The 15,491-nt window shown below is 64.4% G+C and carries 12 protein-coding genes; 5 read left to right on the top strand and 7 right to left on the bottom strand.

Annotated features, from left to right (window positions below; genetic code table 11):
* Positions 1-79 precede the first annotated feature (79 nt).
* Positions 80-286, top strand: coding sequence for a Flp family type IVb pilin (locus KCG88_RS20290; RefSeq protein WP_047335575.1), 207 nt, complete (start codon positions 80-82; stop codon positions 284-286).
* Between the two features lie 182 nt (positions 287-468).
* The gene (locus KCG88_RS20285) at positions 469-879 is read left to right on the top strand and encodes a response regulator (RefSeq protein WP_015634016.1); all 411 of its coding nucleotides are present in this window, start codon (positions 469-471) and stop codon (positions 877-879) included.
* Positions 880-953: 74 nt separating this feature from the next.
* On the opposite strand, the gene KCG88_RS20280 is transcribed toward KCG88_RS20285, so the two are convergent.
* A complete protein-coding gene (locus KCG88_RS20280) occupies positions 954-2,630 on the bottom strand; it encodes a POTRA domain-containing protein (protein ID WP_047283772.1) in 1,677 nt (558 codons plus the stop codon).
* Positions 2,631-2,821: 191 nt separating this feature from the next.
* Positions 2,822-4,447 (bottom strand): collagen-like triple helix repeat-containing protein, encoded by a 1,626-nt coding sequence (locus KCG88_RS20275; protein WP_210712988.1) that lies wholly within the window; start codon positions 4,445-4,447, stop codon positions 2,822-2,824.
* A gap of 416 nt (positions 4,448-4,863) precedes the next feature.
* Here KCG88_RS20275 and KCG88_RS20270 point away from each other — a divergent pair, with 416 nt between their 5' ends.
* On the top strand, positions 4,864-5,313 hold the full coding sequence (locus tag KCG88_RS20270) for a DMT family transporter (RefSeq protein WP_047283774.1): 450 nt from the start codon (positions 4,864-4,866) through the stop codon (positions 5,311-5,313).
* A 6-nt stretch (positions 5,314-5,319) separates the two neighbouring features.
* Here the strand turns inward: KCG88_RS20270 and KCG88_RS20265 are convergent, their stop codons facing one another.
* Both KCG88_RS20265 and KCG88_RS20260 read right to left on the bottom strand, forming a co-directional pair.
* Complete coding sequence (locus KCG88_RS20265) at positions 5,320-6,174, bottom strand: MaoC/PaaZ C-terminal domain-containing protein (protein ID WP_210712987.1); 855 nt, start codon at positions 6,172-6,174, stop codon at positions 5,320-5,322.
* Positions 6,175-6,176: 2 nt separating this feature from the next.
* Positions 6,177-7,529, bottom strand: coding sequence for a 3-oxoacyl-ACP reductase (locus KCG88_RS20260; RefSeq protein ID WP_210712986.1), 1,353 nt, complete (start codon positions 7,527-7,529; stop codon positions 6,177-6,179).
* Between the two features lie 130 nt (positions 7,530-7,659).
* Here KCG88_RS20260 and KCG88_RS20255 point away from each other — a divergent pair, with 130 nt between their 5' ends.
* Complete coding sequence (locus KCG88_RS20255) at positions 7,660-8,937, top strand: acetyl-CoA C-acetyltransferase (RefSeq protein WP_011059075.1); 1,278 nt, start codon at positions 7,660-7,662, stop codon at positions 8,935-8,937.
* 83 nt (positions 8,938-9,020) lie between these two features.
* On the opposite strand, the gene KCG88_RS20250 is transcribed toward KCG88_RS20255, so the two are convergent.
* On the bottom strand, positions 9,021-10,967 hold the full coding sequence (locus KCG88_RS20250; RefSeq protein ID WP_210712985.1) for a methyl-accepting chemotaxis protein: 1,947 nt from the start codon (positions 10,965-10,967) through the stop codon (positions 9,021-9,023).
* 443 nt (positions 10,968-11,410) lie between these two features.
* Here KCG88_RS20250 and KCG88_RS20245 point away from each other — a divergent pair, with 443 nt between their 5' ends.
* Positions 11,411-12,307, top strand: coding sequence for a PA4780 family RIO1-like protein kinase (locus KCG88_RS20245; RefSeq protein ID WP_011059077.1), 897 nt, complete (start codon positions 11,411-11,413; stop codon positions 12,305-12,307).
* A gap of 262 nt (positions 12,308-12,569) precedes the next feature.
* On the opposite strand, the gene cueR is transcribed toward KCG88_RS20245, so the two are convergent.
* On the bottom strand, positions 12,570-12,974 hold the full coding sequence (gene cueR, locus KCG88_RS20240) for a Cu(I)-responsive transcriptional regulator (RefSeq protein ID WP_011059078.1): 405 nt from the start codon (positions 12,972-12,974) through the stop codon (positions 12,570-12,572).
* Positions 12,971-15,367, bottom strand: coding sequence for a heavy metal translocating P-type ATPase (locus KCG88_RS20235; RefSeq protein ID WP_047335580.1), 2,397 nt, complete (start codon positions 15,365-15,367; stop codon positions 12,971-12,973). The genes cueR and KCG88_RS20235 overlap by 4 nt, the downstream gene beginning before the upstream one ends.
* Positions 15,368-15,491: the final 124 nt, after the last annotated feature.

Raw genomic sequence — 15,491 nt, 5'->3', positions numbered from 1 at the left:
TGTTGACAATGCTCAATTGGCACCGGGGAATTTGCCCGGGGCTGTTCCAACGGCGCCTTGCGGCGCAAGGAGAGCTAGGATGATTTTTCAATACTTGTTGCTCAGGGCGCGCCAGTTTTTTGACCGCACCGAAGGCGCATCCGCCATCGAGTACGCCATTGTCGTGGCCATGGTGGCCGTTGTGGTCGTGGCCTTCGTCACCCCCCTGGGTGATCGTGTTCTGGCCATTTTCAACAACATCCTGACTAACCTCGGAGGCGGCACCGTCACCCGTCCTAGTCCTTGAGCATGGAGGGGCCCAGCTGAGCAGCCGCTGGGCTGTGATCGCCCGACCTTCCAGCCATCCGGGTCTCGTGCAGGCCTGCGGTTTGTCTAACCCAAGGCCTGCTGGTGGTCGGGTTCCGCCCGGCCGGCTGTGCATTGGCTGCGTTCACCCACTTGCATGAAGTTCACACCAGGGTACCGTCCATGACTTCCCCATCCTCACGTCAGCAACTTCTTCTGGTCGATGACGAAGAGGATGCATTGCTGGAACTTGCCGAACTGCTCGAAGGCGAAGGTTTCTGCTGTTTCACTGCCACCTCGGTGAAACTTGCCCTGGACCATCTCACCCGGCATCCGGATATCGCCCTGGTAATCACTGACCTGCGCATGCCCGAGGAAAGCGGCCTGTCGCTGATCAAGCGTCTGCGCGAGCACACCGCGCGCCAGCACTTGCCGGTGATCGTCATGTCGGGGCACGCCGACATGGATGACGTCAGCGACCTGCTGCGGCTGCAGGTCCTGGATCTGTTTCGCAAGCCGATCTACCACGTGCGCCTGCTGGAAACCCTCAACAATCTGTTTCCCGAACCCCGGCTGCATGTCGTTGGCCCCTGACCCAGGGTTTGGCCGGTGCTGTCCTGGCGGTAAAGAAAGACCCGCTCGAAAGCGGGTCCCAGTCATCCAGATGCTCAAAGTTGATAGCTGAAGCTCAAGGTATAGCGTGGCTTGCGGTTGTAGGTGTCGAGGGCTTCATCGGACATCGGCTTGGCCGCTTCCAGGGCGATGTTGTAGTGCTTCGTATCACCGAAACGCAAACCGAGCGCGGCGGATGACAGGCTGCTGCCCCTGACCGGCAGTTCGTTGAACCAGGTCTTGGAGCGGTCCAGCACCACATAGGGCTGCAGCACACGCACCCAGGGCCCTTCGCGGTTGAAACTGTAGTTCACTTCGTAGGCCACGCCCCAGCCTTTGTCCCCGGTCGCCTGGTCATCGGGATAGCCGCGGGCGAAGTTCTGCCCGCCAAAGGATGCCCGCTCGCTGTCGGGCAGGTTGTCGTTGCTCCAGTACCAGGCGGCGGAAAGCACGCCTTGCCAATTGTCCAGGAAACGATCGCTCTGCACCCCGGCCAGGCGCAGGCGGAAGAAATCCAGATCATAGAGGCTGTTGTTGGTCTCGGCGCCCATGCTGTCCAGGCCCCGGTACAGGCCGGCGCTGAGAATCCGCAGTTGGCGCGGATCGGACTTGCTCCAGTCCGTCTCAAGTGCCAGGGCGCGGATGTCGGTTTTTTCTTCCAGGGTCAGCGGGCTGTTGCTGACCCGGTAACGGGTCTTGTCGTTTACCGCATACAGGCGTGTGCCGGCGGTGAGCATTTCATTGGGCGAGGCGATGAAAGGGTGGCTGACGCCGATGGAAAAGCGGTCGTTCTCCCGATGGGGCTCCAGCTCGATCCCGTTGTCCAGCTGCACGTTGCTCCGTGGGTCGGCGCGGTAGCGAGCGCCATAGAGGCTCAGTTGCGTGCCTTCCGAACCCAGCAACTGGCTGTAGTCCAGGCGATAGTAGTGTTCCTTGTCGTGGCCCGGCGGGAACAGCCCGCTGAGGCTGAGCTGTTCGCCCCAGGCGGTCTGCGAGTTGCTGGTGATGCCCACCAGGGCCTGCAGGCCGTTGCGGTTGTCGTCGGTGCTGTTGAGGGTGGTGGCGATGGCCTTGCGGCTGGCCACGGCCACCAGTTGGGTCGCGCCGTCGGTAGTGCCCGGTGGCGGCACGACGGCCTGCAGGGTGACCCCGGGAACCTTGTTCATCAGCGTGGTGTAGCGTTCGAAGGTCTTGCGAGTCAGTGGGCGCTCGGCCTTGAGTTTGCTCACCAGCTTGTCCAGGTAGGCGGATACCGGGCCGATGTCGCCCTGCAGCTGGTAGTCCCGGATGTAGCCTTCCACCAGCACTACCCTCAGCACGCCCTGGTCGAAGTTCTGCTGTGGCATGAAGGCGTAGGACAGCAGGTAGCCGTCCTTCTGATAGCGCCGGGTGATGTTGCGTGTGGCTTCGATCAACTGGCCGAGGCTGGCCTCGTGGCCGATCAGCGGCTGGTAGATCGCTGCCAGTTCTTCCAGGGGGTAGACCGTGCCGCCCTCGATCTGTACCTGGCGCACCGTGACCTTGGTGCCCATCATCAGCGGTTGCTGGCCTTGCGGCGCAGTGGGTTGCTCGGGCAGTTGCGGTTGCGGGGTTGCCGGACGGTAGGCGTCCACCGGCAGGTTGGGTTGGGGCAGGTTGTTGATGCTGTCATTGCTGTTGAGAAAGCGCGGAAGGGAGTCGGCGTAAACGGAGGTACAGCATCCAACTAACAACAAACTGGCCAACGTGCGCATAGGACACTCCATGGTCGAGCCGCAGCGGTGTAGAAAGTTCCTGGCTCCAGTTGCCGCTCGGGTCTTGGCCTCGATCTGGCTCTGGATGGTTGTGTCTGGGTAAACAAAAAGGCGAGAGACTCATGGGAATCTCCCGCCCTCAACCAAGCGTAGGCGCTGCAGGTGAGGCCGTCGAATCGGCCAGGTGCAAATTATTTCTTGTTGCCGCCCAAGGCGCCGGTCAGGCCGCCGAGCACGCCACCCAGGCCGCCATTGAGACCCGCACCGGCAGAGGCGCTGCCGCTGGCGCTGGCGTTAGCATTGGCACCTACGCCAAGGCCACCGAGCAAGCCGCCACTGGGCGCTGTGCCGCCGTTGACCAGGCCGCCGACCGAGGTCACGGTGTTGCCCACTGCCCCAAGAGTGTTGCCCAAGGCGGTACCTATCGGATTGGCGCCACTATTGCTGGCCACGCCCGCGCCTACGTTGCTGACTGCGCCGCCCACCTGGCCCAGAAGACTGCTGGTCGGGCTACCCAGGCCCGTAGCTGCGCCGACTTGCTGAGTCACGCCGGTAACCGAACTGGTGACGGGGTTCAATGCCGAGCCCAGGCTTACTCCGACGCTGGCCAATGGTGCAGTGACTACCAGGTTAGGGGTACCGCTGCCGCCTAGAGCGCCGCCTACCGAAGCGATCAGGTTGCCGGTTGCCGCTCCGGTGACCCCGCCAGCGCTAACGGTACCGTTGGTATTGCCGGCATTCAGGCCGTTACTCAGGTTGGCCACTGCACCGCCGACAGTTTCCAGCAGGCCGTTGTTGCCGCCGAGGCCACTGCCATTCCCGGTTCCGCTACCCGAGTTGCTTACATAACCGCCGGCAGTGCCCACGGCCGTACTTGCGTTGCTCAGGGTGTTGCCCAACAGATTTGTTACAGGGTTGCCGTTGCCAGCGTCAGTGATCTTGTTACCGGTGCTGTCCACGGCCTGAGCTACGCCATTGAGCAGACCTTTTACAGGGGAGCCAAGACCGGTGGCGCCGCCGATATTGCCGGTCACGTCTTCCGCCAGGCTGACCACTGGAACCAGTACCTTATCGCCGACATTGTCGGTCAGTGTTCCCAGAGGTCCGCTGCTGGTGACGGTGCTCAGGGTATTACCGAGCATGGTCACCCGGGTGCCTACGTCGCCGACTACCGGGGCCACCCTGGTCACCAGGCCACCCACCACCGGAACGCTCTGGGTGGTGGTCGCCAGTTTGCCGCTGAGGTCGGTCACCCCGGTACCCACATCGCTGACCACGTTGCCGACGGTGGCGGTGGTCTTGCTCAGGGCCTTGGGATCGGTGCCCAATGTGCCGAGGCCGTTGGTCAGGCCGTCACCGACGGTGTCCACCACGTTGCCCGTGGTGTTGACGGCGCTTTGTACCACGCCTCCAACCACGGGTACGGTGGCCAGGGAAGTGCCCAGGCCGCTGACACCGGTACCCACGCCGCTGAGGGTGGTACCCAGATCCGAGACCAGGCTGCTGGTCGTCAGTGGAGGGGTGGTACCGCCAGTGCCCCCGGTGCCGCCAGTTCCACCTGTGCCACCTGTGCCACCTGTGCCTCCGCCAGTGCCGCCAGTGCCTCCACCGGTACCACCAGTGCCACCTCCAGTGCCTCCTGTTCCGCCGGTGCCACCACCAGTGCCACCGGTACCGTCAGTACCGCCGCTGGCACTGGCTGGCGAGCTGCTGCCACCACTTTTATGGCCGCCACCACCGCCGCTGCAGCCTGCCAGGCTGAGGGTCAGGATCATGGTTATTGCGGTTAACGCTTTCCATCCGAATTGAGTTTTCATGTCTGGTATTCCTTGCACCTGTTACAACGTTCGTTGTTTTCGATAGCTCTCCAGTTCTTGCGCTGGAGATACCTTCGTCCGTTGTCTACATAAAAGGCGCAGGGAATAAATTGAACAATTATGAACTTGGTATTAATGACTTATTTTGTTCGGTTTATTGATTTACAAGTAGCTATTCCCAAAGTATTGGTTGGTGTTTCTAGTGTGTGAGTAATTGTTTTAAAACAAAGGCTTGATGTTTTGTAGGGTCTTTTAAAAGTGCTCGTTAAACTAAAGTTATATACACACAATTAATAGGCTGTTTTTGTGCTGAGCTCGCGGTACTTGCACGTTTTCGCCGGCGTTTAGTGGCTGGCAGGGGGATGGGATGGTGGCCTGGTTTATACTGCGCCCCCCAAAACTCTCTGGAGCTCAATATGCTGACGCCTGTCTGGTGGCTGCTGTGCCTGCCGTTTGTTGCCGGGGCCTTTCTCGCCCTGCAAGCCGGAATCAACGGTCAACTGGCCAAGCAGGTCGGCGGGGTGTTGGCTGCGGCCCTGATCTCTTTTTTCGTCGGCACTGCAGCGCTGCTGGTGCTGGTGGTGCTGCAGCGTGAAATGCCCACCCTGGGTGCCCTCAAGGGCCTGACCTGGTGGCATTGGTGCGGCGGCCTGCTGGGGGCGTTTTTCATAACCACCGCCGCCTTTGCCGGGCCGCGGGTCGGCGCCCTGCTGTTCATGGCGCTGGTGCTGGCCGGCCAGTTGAGCATGGCTCTGGCGCTGGACCACTTTGGCTGGGTAGGGTTTCGGGAAGCGCCGGTCAGCCTCGGCAAGATTGCCGGATTGCTGCTGATCGTCGTCGGGGTGCTGCTGATCCGCCGGGGCTGAGGCCCCTCAGGCAATGGGCTGCCAGTTGCCCAGCATATGCTGCAACTCGCCGCTGCCCAGCAACTGCAGTTCTCCACTTGAACCCCCGGCACTGGCCAGCAGGCGCACTTCGCCGGGCAGCAGCACGGGCTTCATGAACTGCACTGTCACTTCGATGTTCGCTGCTGGCAGATGCTCGCTCAGGGCTGCCAGGGTGCGCGCCTTGTTCCACAGGCCATGGGCGATGGCCTGGGGAAAGCCAAACAGCCGGGCGCTCCAGGCGCTCAGGTGGATCGGGTTGTAGTCGCCGGAAACCCTGGCGTAGCGCCGGCCGATATCGCGCTCGGCGCGCCAGCAGGCGACTTCGGCCAGGTTGCGGGCGTTGGGCAGGTGTTGGCTGGAAGGTTCTCCCGCCAGCTTGACTCCACGGCAGAGCATGCGGCTTTGCGCTTCCCAGAGGGGGCCCAGCAAATCGTCCCCTGTGGTCACCAGGTCGAATGTTGCGCCTTTGGCGTGGGGTTGCAGGTTGCATACCTGGACCCCGATTCGAACACTGCTGACATTGCCCATGGGGCGCAGCACACGAATCCTGTTGCCCAGGTGAATCAGCCCCAGCAGTGGAAATGGAAAGTCCCGGGCAGTGAGCAACTGCATCTGCAAGGGAAACGCCAGTACATGGGGGTAGGTCGCGGGCAGCAGGCCGTTATCGGCAAAGCCGCAGACCTTGCAGTAGGCCGCCAGTTGCCCGGGGGCCAGGCTGATCCAGCAGCGCAGGCCGTATTCGGGTAACTGCGTGCCGTTGATCCGTCGGCGCATTGCCGCCTTGAGAAACAGCGGCGCCAGGGACGCGGGCAGGTTCAGTTCATGCCAGTGTGCAGTCATTTTCAGGCCCCCAAGAGACTTTGCCCGCAGACCCGCAGGGCCTGCCCGCTGACGGCGCCGCTACCCGGCTGGCCGAGCCAGGCCACCGCTTCGGCAACGTCCTGGGGCAGGCCGCCCTGGCCCAGGGAGCTCATGCGCCTTCCAGCTTCGCGCAGGGCGAAGGGGACCTTGGCGGTCATCTGGGTCTCGATGAAGCCCGGCGCCACGGCATTGATGCTGATATCCCGGGCGTGCAGCAGCGGCGCCCAGGCCTGGGCCAGGCCAATGAGCCCGGCCTTGCTGGCGGCGTAGTTGGTTTGCCCGCGGTTGCCGGCGATGCCGCTGATGGAGGCCAGCAGGATCACTCGGCCATGGTCGTGCAGGCGTGCGCTGTCCAGCAGGGCCTGGGTCAGCACCTGGGGCGCATTGAGGTTCACCGCCAGCACCGCGTCCCAGTATTCCGGGGTCATGTTGGCCAGGGTCTTGTCCCGGGTGATGCCGGCGTTGTGCACCAGGATGTCGACGCCCTCCGGCAGTTGCTCGATCAACTGTGCCGGAGCGTCTTCGGCGCAGATGTCCAGGCAGATGGCGCGGCCGCCGAGACGGGCCGCCAGGGCTTCCAGATCGGCCTTGGCCTGGGGCACGTCCAGCAGCAGGACCTGGGCACCATCCCGGGCCAGGGTTTCGGCGATGGCCGCACCAATGCCGCGGGCGGCGCCGGTGACCAGGGCCTTGCGCCCGGCCAGGGGGCGGCTCCAGTCCTGGACCTGGGTCGCGCAAGGCTGCAAGCGGATCACCTGCCCGGAAACGTAGGCGCTCTTGGGCGAGAGAAAGAAGCGCAAGGCGCCTTCCAGCTGTTCTTCCGCTCCGGGCGCCACGTACAGCAATTGCAGGGTGGCGCCGTTGCGCAGTTCCTTGGCCAGGGAGCGGCTGAAGCCTTCCAGGGCGCGCTGGGCGCTGGCGGCGAAGGGCTCGTCAAGGCTTTCCGGGGCACGCCCGAGGATGACCAGGTGGGCGCTGGGCTCGAGGTTTCTCAGCAGTGGCTGGAAGAACTCTCGCAATTGCTTGAGCTGGTCTGTGTGCAGCAGCTCGCTGGCGTCGAACACCACGGCCTTGAGCCTGGGCCCGTGGCCGGGAATCCAGGGGGTGGCCAGGGACGGGTCGGCGCCATAGCTGTAGATGCCATCGGTCAGGCGCGGCGCCAGGGCGGCCACCTGCTGTGCCAGCGCGCCGCCGCCGAGCAACAGCGCACCTTCGATGGGCCGCAGGCGACCGGCTTGCCAGCGCTCCAGGCGTACCGGCGACGGCAGGCCAAGGGCCCCGACCAGGCGCTGGCCGATGGACGAGTTGGCGAAGTCGATATAACGGTCAGACATGGAACGCACTCCGAAGGTTGGGGTTCAAAGTGTGGACCATGAATGGCCCTGGGTCGTTCGATCAGCCAGATCCCTCCTACGCTGGAGGAGGTACCCACCGCAGTCGCACTCACAGAATAGGGAGCTTTCCATGACACAGCTGCGTCGCGTCGCGATTATCGGCGGCAACCGTATCCCCTTCGCCCGTTCCAACGGCCCCTATGCCACCGCCAGCAACCAGGCGATGCTCACCGCCGCCCTGGAGGGCCTGATCGAGCGCTACAACCTGCACGGCCTGCGCCTTGGCGAGGTGGCCGCCGGTGCGGTGCTCAAGCATTCCCGGGACTTCAACCTGACCCGCGAATGCGTGCTCGGCTCGCGGCTTTCGCCCACCACCCCGGCCTACGATATCCAGCAGGCCTGCGGCACAGGCCTGGAAGCGGCGCTGCTGGTGGCCAACAAGATTGCCCTGGGGCAGATCGACTGCGGCATCGCCGGCGGGGTGGATACCACTTCGGATGCGCCGATCGGGGTCAACGAAGGCTTGCGCAAGATCCTGTTGCAGGCCAACCGCGCCAAGAGCACCGGCGACAAGCTCAAGACCCTGCTGCAACTGCGGCCCCATCACCTCAAGCCGGAACTGCCGCGCAATGGTGAGCCGCGCACGGGCTTGTCCATGGGCGAGCACTGCGAGCAGATGGCCAAGACCTGGAACATTGCCCGCGCCGATCAGGATCAACTGGCCCTGGAAAGCCATCAGAAAATGGCCGCCGCCTACGCCGAAGGCTGGCAGGACGACCTGATCACTCCCTTCCTCGGCCTGACCCGGGACAACAACCTGCGCCCGGACCTGACCCTGGAGAAGCTCGCCAGCCTCAAGCCGGCCTTCGATCGTAGCGCCAGCGGCACGCTGACGGCGGGCAACTCCACGCCCCTGACCGATGGCGCCTCGCTGGTGCTGCTGGGCAGTGAGGCCTGGGCCAGGGAGCGGGGCCTGCCGGTTCTTGCCTACCTGCGCGACGGCGAGGCCGCGGCGGTGGATTTCGTCAACGGCGCCGAAGGGCTGTTGATGGCGCCGGTATACGCCGTGCCGCGCTTGCTGGCGCGCAATGGCCTGAGCCTGCAGGACTTCGACTACTACGAGATCCACGAAGCCTTCGCCGCCCAGGTGCTGTGCACTCTCAAGGCCTGGGAAGACCCCGAGTACTGCAAGGCCAGGCTGGGCCTGGAGGCACCTCTGGGCAGCATCGATCGCGCCCGGCTCAACGTCAAAGGCAGTTCCCTGGCGGCAGGGCACCCGTTTGCCGCTACCGGCGGGCGCATCGTCGCCAACCTGGCGAAGCTGCTGAGCGTGGCGGGGCAGGGGCGCGGGCTGATTTCCATCTGCGCCGCGGGCGGCCAGGGTGTGACGGCGATCATCGAACGCTGAGGTTCGTGGCTTTCCCCGGCACGCAGGCTCCTACACAGAAATGCCGCCCATCCGCAGGAGCCGGCGTGCCGATGAAAACGTCTTCAGGTCTTGAAGCGCCGTACCAGGGCATCCAGTTCATTGGACAGCCCCGCCAGGCTCTGGGAGTCCAGGCGTGCTGCGTTCGCCAGTTCCGCCACCCGTTGCGCATCGCCATGGATCTGGCTGATGTGCCGGTTGATGTCCTCGGCTACCTGATGCTGCTCTTCGGCGGCGGTGGCGATCTGGGTGTTCATGTCGCGGATCACGTCCACCGATTCGCGGATCTGCCCGAAGCTGTTGCGCGCCAGGCCGATGCGGTTCACCGATTGCTGGGACACTTCCAGGCTGGCGTGCATCTGCTGGGTTACCGCGCTGGTGCGCTTGGCCAGGTTGCCCAGCAGCCCGTCGATCTCGGCAGTGGAGTCGGCGGTACGCTTGGCCAGGGCCCGCACCTCGTCGGCCACCACGGCAAAACCGCGACCCTGCTCCCCGGCCCGGGCGGCCTCGATGGCCGCATTCAGCGCCAGCAGGTTGGTCTGTTCGGCGATCGAGCGGATGGTGCCGAGGATCGACTGGATGTCCGTGCTGTCGCGTTCCAGTTGCTGCATCGACTGCGCCGACTGTTCGATCTCCTGGCTCAGGCGGTCGACGCTGTGCACCGCGTCATCGATCTGCTGCTGGCCTTCCCGGGCCTGGCGCTGGCCGCTGTCCGCCGACTCGGCGGCCTGGCTGCAGGAGCGGGCCACTTCGTTGGCGGTGGCGACCATTTCGTGGAAGGCGGTGGACACCATGTCCACCGCTTCGCGCTGGCGCCCGGCGGCTTCGGCCATGTCGCTGGAGACCTGGGTCGAACTGTGGGAGGTGGCGAGGATCTTCTGCGCGGCCTGGCCGATGCTCTGGATCAGGTTGCGGATTGCCGCCAGGAACTGGTTGAACCAGTTGGCCAACTGCGCGGTTTCGTCGCTGCCACGGATATTCAGGCTGCGGGTCAGATCGCCTTCGCCTTGGGCAATGCCTTCCAAGCCACTGGCCACGCCGCGGATCGGCCGCACGATGAGGCTGGCGAAACTCGCCCCGAGCACTGCGAACAGCACCGCCAGGATCGCGGCAATACCGGCGATGATCCAGGTCAGCTCGGTGGCCGCGCCCATGACTTCCTTCTGCTTGATCAGGCCGATGAAGGTCCAGCCCAGTTGCTCCGAAGGCCAGACGTTGGCCATGTAGTGCTCCCCGCCCAGCTCCACCTGCACCAGGCCCTTGCCGGCCTTGGCCAGTTGCGCGTAACCCTCGCCGAGGCTGCCCAGGGCCTTGAAGTTGTGCTCCGGCTGCTTGGGATCCACCAGCACCGTACCGTTGTTTTCCATCAGCATCAGGTAGCCCGATTCGCCCAGCTTGATCTGTTTGACGATTTCGGTGAGCTGCTTGAGCGACACGTCGACTGCGACCACGCCGCCCTGAGGCCCCAACTGGTTGGCCAGGGAGCGCACGGTGCTGACCAGCACCGCATCGTCGCTGGCCCAGTAATAGGCCTCGGTGCGCAGGGTCTTGCCCGGGTTGGCCTGGGCGGTCTTGTACCAGGGGCGTACGCGGGGGTCGTAGTTGGCCAGCTTCAGGTCGGCGGGCCAGGAGACGTAGCCGCCGTTGCTCACGCCATAGGACACATAGGCATAGGCCGGATGGCTGGCGGCCATGGCGGCAAACAGCTCGAAGATGCGTTTGTCCTGCTCGCCTTCCGGGGCCTTCGCCGCATCGGCGCTCATCCAGGTCTTGAGGTTGTCGCCGGCCTGGGTGAGCAGCGGTTGCGCCGCCAGGTAATCGATGTTCTGGCTGATGCCTTCGAAGAACAGCTGCATGGCGTTGGCCACTTGGCGGATCTCGCGGCCGCTGCCGTCGACGAAGGTGTTTTCGGCCTCGCTACGCAGGTTGATCACCACCAGCGTGGCCACCAGCACCACGGGCAGGCTGGCGATGACGGCGAAGGCCCAGGTCAATTTCTGTTTGATGTTCATCCGCGCTCCAGTTTTTTGTAAGACCACGAAGTGCAGGCGACTCGCGGATTTATCGGCAGCTTGAAAGATGACGCTGATTGCATCCCTGGGGTGAAGTCGAGCCCGCGGCGATCGAACCTTGGCCGGTGGCTGACGTCTTTATTGGATTGTCGGACAAACTCCCTGTCTCTCTGAGGGCTTCGGCTGGCGCCGGGCAATATTGAGCCGCAGGCAGAAAAAAACTTCCGCGGACAGGCTTGCGAAGGGGCTGGCCTTGCTGCCGCTGATGGACGGTTGCGGACGCCGTCTCGGCTATGATCCTCGGCGGCGTCGAGGGATTGATCTGGCACATTGAGTGCATTGCTGTCGCTCGGTGGTCGGCAGCCCTTTCCCGTCGTGGGAGGATTGCCGTATAACGAGTGACTTTCGCGTGTTTGGTAACAAGGGACCCACAATAAAAGCTGATGAAGACTCCAAAACGCATTGAACCGCTGATCGAAGACGGTCTGGTAGACGAGGTGCTGCGCCCACTCATGAGTGGTAAAGAGGCAGCTGTGTATGTGGTGCGCTGCGGCAACGAGCTACGTTGCGCCAAGGTCTACAAGGAGGCGAACAAACGCAGTTTCCGTCAGGCGGCGGAGTATCAGGAAGGTCGCAAGGTTCGTAACAGCCGTCAGGCGCGGGCCATGGCCAAGGGCTCGAAGTTCGGGCGCAAGGAAACCGAGGACGCCTGGCAGAACGCCGAAGTGGCGGCGTTGTTCCGTCTGGCCAACGCGGGGGTGCGAGTGCCCAAGCCGTTCGACTTCCTCGAAGGTGTGCTGTTGATGGAGTTGGTGGCCGACGAATACGGCGATGCGGCGCCGCGGCTCAACGATGTGGTGCTGGAACCGGACCAGGCCCGTGAATATCACGCCTTCCTGATTTCCCAGATCGTGCTGATGTTGTGTACCGGCCTGGTGCACGGTGACCTTTCCGAGTTCAACGTGCTGCTGACCCCGGATGGCCCGGTGATCATCGACCTGCCCCAGGCGGTGGATGCGGCCGGCAACAACCATGCCTTCAGCATGCTGGAGCGTGACGTCGGCAACATGGCGTCCTATTTCGGGCGTTTTGCCCCGGAACTCAAGGGCACCCGGTATGCCAAGGAAATGTGGGCCTTGTACGAGGCTGGCACCTTGCATCCAGGCAGCGTGCTGACCGGCGAGTTCGACGACCCCGAAGAACTGGCGGATGTCGGCAGCGTGATCCGCGAGATCGAAGCGGCGCGCCTGGACGAGGAGCGTCGCCAGGCAGTACGCGCGGCGGATGATGCGCCGCCGGGCAAATCCGAAGAACCACCGCCTCCGCCCTGGATGCAGTGATGCCATAAAAAATCCGGCCTTGGCCGGATTTTTCATTCCCGCAAACTACTCGGCACCTTGGCACCTTGGCACCTTGGCACCTTGGCACCTTGGCACCTTGGCACCTTGTAGCCGCTGCTGAAGGCTGCGCACGGCCCGAAGGGACGCAGGGATCTTGAGGGCGCCGAGGTCTGGCGGGAGATCGCCAAGCAAGGCCCTGCGGGCCTTTTCGCAGCCTCGCCCAGGGCTCGGCAGCGGCTACATGGACCGGCAGGTCACAGGCTCAGGATCCGCAGCAACTGCCCGAGGCCAGTTCCTTGAGGATCGGGCAGTCCGGGCGGTGGTCGCCCTGGCAGTGCTCCACCAGGTCCTGCAGGGTGTCGCGCAGCCCTGCCAGCTCGCGGATCTTCTGGTTCAGCTCGTCGATATGCTGGCGAGCCAGGGCCTTCACATCGGCGCTGGCCCGCTGCCGGTCCTGCCACAGGGTCAGCAGCTTGCCCACCTCCTCCAGGGAAAACCCCAGGTCCCGGGAGCGCTTGATGAAGGCCAGGCTGTGCAGGTCGTCATCGCCATACAGGCGATAGCCGCTGTCACTGCGATGGGCAGGCTTGAGCAGGCCGATGGACTCGTAGTAACGGATCATCTTGGCGCTCAGGCCGCTCTTTCGGGCTGCTTGGCCGATGTTCATTCGGCGTTCTCCAGGTCTTTGGGTTTCCAGGTTTTCAACAGTAGCGCATTGCTGACCACGCTGACGCTGGACAGTGCCATGGCCGCGCCGGCGAGCACCGGGTTGAGCAGGCCGAAGGCTGCCAGCGGGATGCCGATCAGGTTGTAGACGAAGGCCCAGAACAGGTTCTGGCGGATCTTCGCGTAGGTCTTGCGGCTGATTTCCAGGGCCGCCGGGATCAACCGTGGATCGCCGCGCATCAGGGTGATACCGGCCGCATGCATGGCCACGTCGGTGCCGCCACCCATGGCGATGCCGATGTCCGCCGCCGCCAGGGCCGGGGCGTCGTTGATACCATCCCCGACCATGGCCACCACGCCGGTCTTTTTCAGCTCGGCCACCGTGGCCGCCTTGTCCGCCGGCAGCACTTCGGCGTGCACGTCGGTGATGCCCAGGGCGTCGGCCACCACCTTGGCGCTGCCGCGGTTGTCACCGGTCAGCAAATGGCTGCTGATATGCCGTGCATTGAGTTGCTGCACCGCCTGCAACGCGCCGGGCTTGAGGGTGTCGCCAAAGGCGAACAGGCCCAGCACCCGGGGTTGCGGGCTCTGCTCGATCAGCCAGGACAGGGTCCGGCCTTCGTGTTCCCAGTCCCTGGCCGCCTGGGCCAGATTGCCGGGGTTGAGGCCGCTTTCTTCCAGCAGACGGCGGTTGCCCAGGGCCAGTTGGCGGCCCTCCAGGGTGCCAGCGATGCCTCGCCCGGTGAGGGACTGGCTGGCGCTGACGTCAGCCACCGGCAGTTGGCGTTCCTGGCACAGGTCCAGCACCGCCTTGGCCAGAGGGTGCTCACTGCCGCGCTGCAGAGCACCGGCCAATTGCAGCACGCTGTTTTCATCGCCTTGCACCGCCTGCATATGGGCGATGCGCGGGGTGCCGGAGGTCAGGGTGCCGGTCTTGTCGAAGACCACCGAACTGACTTCGTGGGCCCGCTCCAGGGCTTCGGCATCCTTGATCAGGATGCCGTGGCGGGCCGCCACGCCGGTGCCGGCCATGATCGCCGTGGGTGTGGCCAGCCCCAGGGCGCAAGGGCAGGCGATCACCAGCACCGCCACGGCGTTGATCACCGCGGTTTCCAGCGGTGCGCCGTACAGCCACCAGCCCACCAGCGTGATCAGCGCCAGCACCAGGACAGTGGGCACGAACACCTGGCTGACTTTATCCACCAGTTTCTGGATCGGTGCCTTGCCGGCCTGGGCGTCTTCCACCAGGCGAATGATCCGCGCCAGCACGGTTTCCGACCCCAGGGCCAGGGTGCGCACCAGCAGCCGGCCTTCGCCGTTGATGGCGCCACCGGTGACCTTGTCGCCCGGTTGCTTGGGCACGGGCAGGCTCTCGCCGCTGATCAGCGCTTCATCGGCATGGCTCTGGCCTTCGATGACTTCGCCGTCCACCGCAAAGCGCTCGCCGGGCTTGACCAGCACCAGGTCACCCAGGCGCAAGGCGCTGATCGCCACTTCTTGTTCGCGGCCGTCGATGACCTGGATCGCCCGCTCCGGACGCAGGGCTTCCAGGGCGCGGATGGCACTGGCGGTCTGGCGCTTGGCGCGGCTTTCCAGGTATTTGCCCAGCAGTACCAGGGCGATTACCACCGCCGAGGCTTCGAAGTACAGGTGCGGCATGCTGCCCGCGGCGGCGGTGGCCCACTCGTACAGGCTCAAGCCATAGCCGGCGCTGGTGCCCAGGGCCACCAGCAGGTCCATGTTGCCGCTGCCGGCGCGCACGGCCTTCCAGGCCGCGACATAAAAGCGTGCACCGAAGATGAACTGCACCGGGGTGGCCAGGGCGAACTGGGCCCAGGCCGGAAGCATCCAGTGCAGGCCGAACGGTTGCACCAGCATTGGCAGCACCAGGGGCAAGGCCAGGAGGATGGCCAGCACCAGGCTCCAGCGCTCGCGTCGCAGCTTCTGCTGTTGCTCGTCGCCCTGTTTCTGCTCGGCCTGCCACAGGCTGGCGGAGTAGCCGGCCTGGGTCACGGCATTGATCAGCAGCGCCGGGTCGACCTGGCCCAGCAGTTCGACATGGGCACGCTCGGTGGCCAGGTTGACGCTGGCGCTGCGCACGCCAGGGAGTTTGTTCAAGGCGCGTTCGACTCGCCCGGCGCAGGTGGCGCAGGTCATGCCGCCGATGCTCAGTTCGACGGCTTGCACCGGCACGCTGTAGCCGGCGTTTTCCACGGCTTCCAGCAGGGCCGGCAGGCTGTCTTGCGGTGCTTCGACCCGGGCCTGTTCCGTGGCCAGGTTGACGCTGACCGTGCGAATGCCGGCGACCTTGCCCAGGGCACGCTCTACGCGCCCGGCGCAACTGGCGCAGGTCATGCCGGCAATCGGCAGGTCGAAAGTGGTTGATTCAGGCATGGCGACGCTCCCTGTGAATGTTGCCTACAGGATCAACCTTGCCACGCAGGCAAGGTCAAGGGGGCATTGCACGGGTGCTTCATTTTGTCCCAGGGGCGGCTCGCAGTGCGCGAACAGCAGGCCC

The sequence above is a fragment of the Pseudomonas sp. MWU349 genome (genome assembly GCF_017947325.1).
Lineage (GTDB): Bacteria > Pseudomonadota > Gammaproteobacteria > Pseudomonadales > Pseudomonadaceae > Aquipseudomonas > Aquipseudomonas protegens.
The sequence above is the reverse complement of the archived record's forward strand: the minus strand, read 5'-3'. Positions and strand labels throughout refer to the sequence as shown.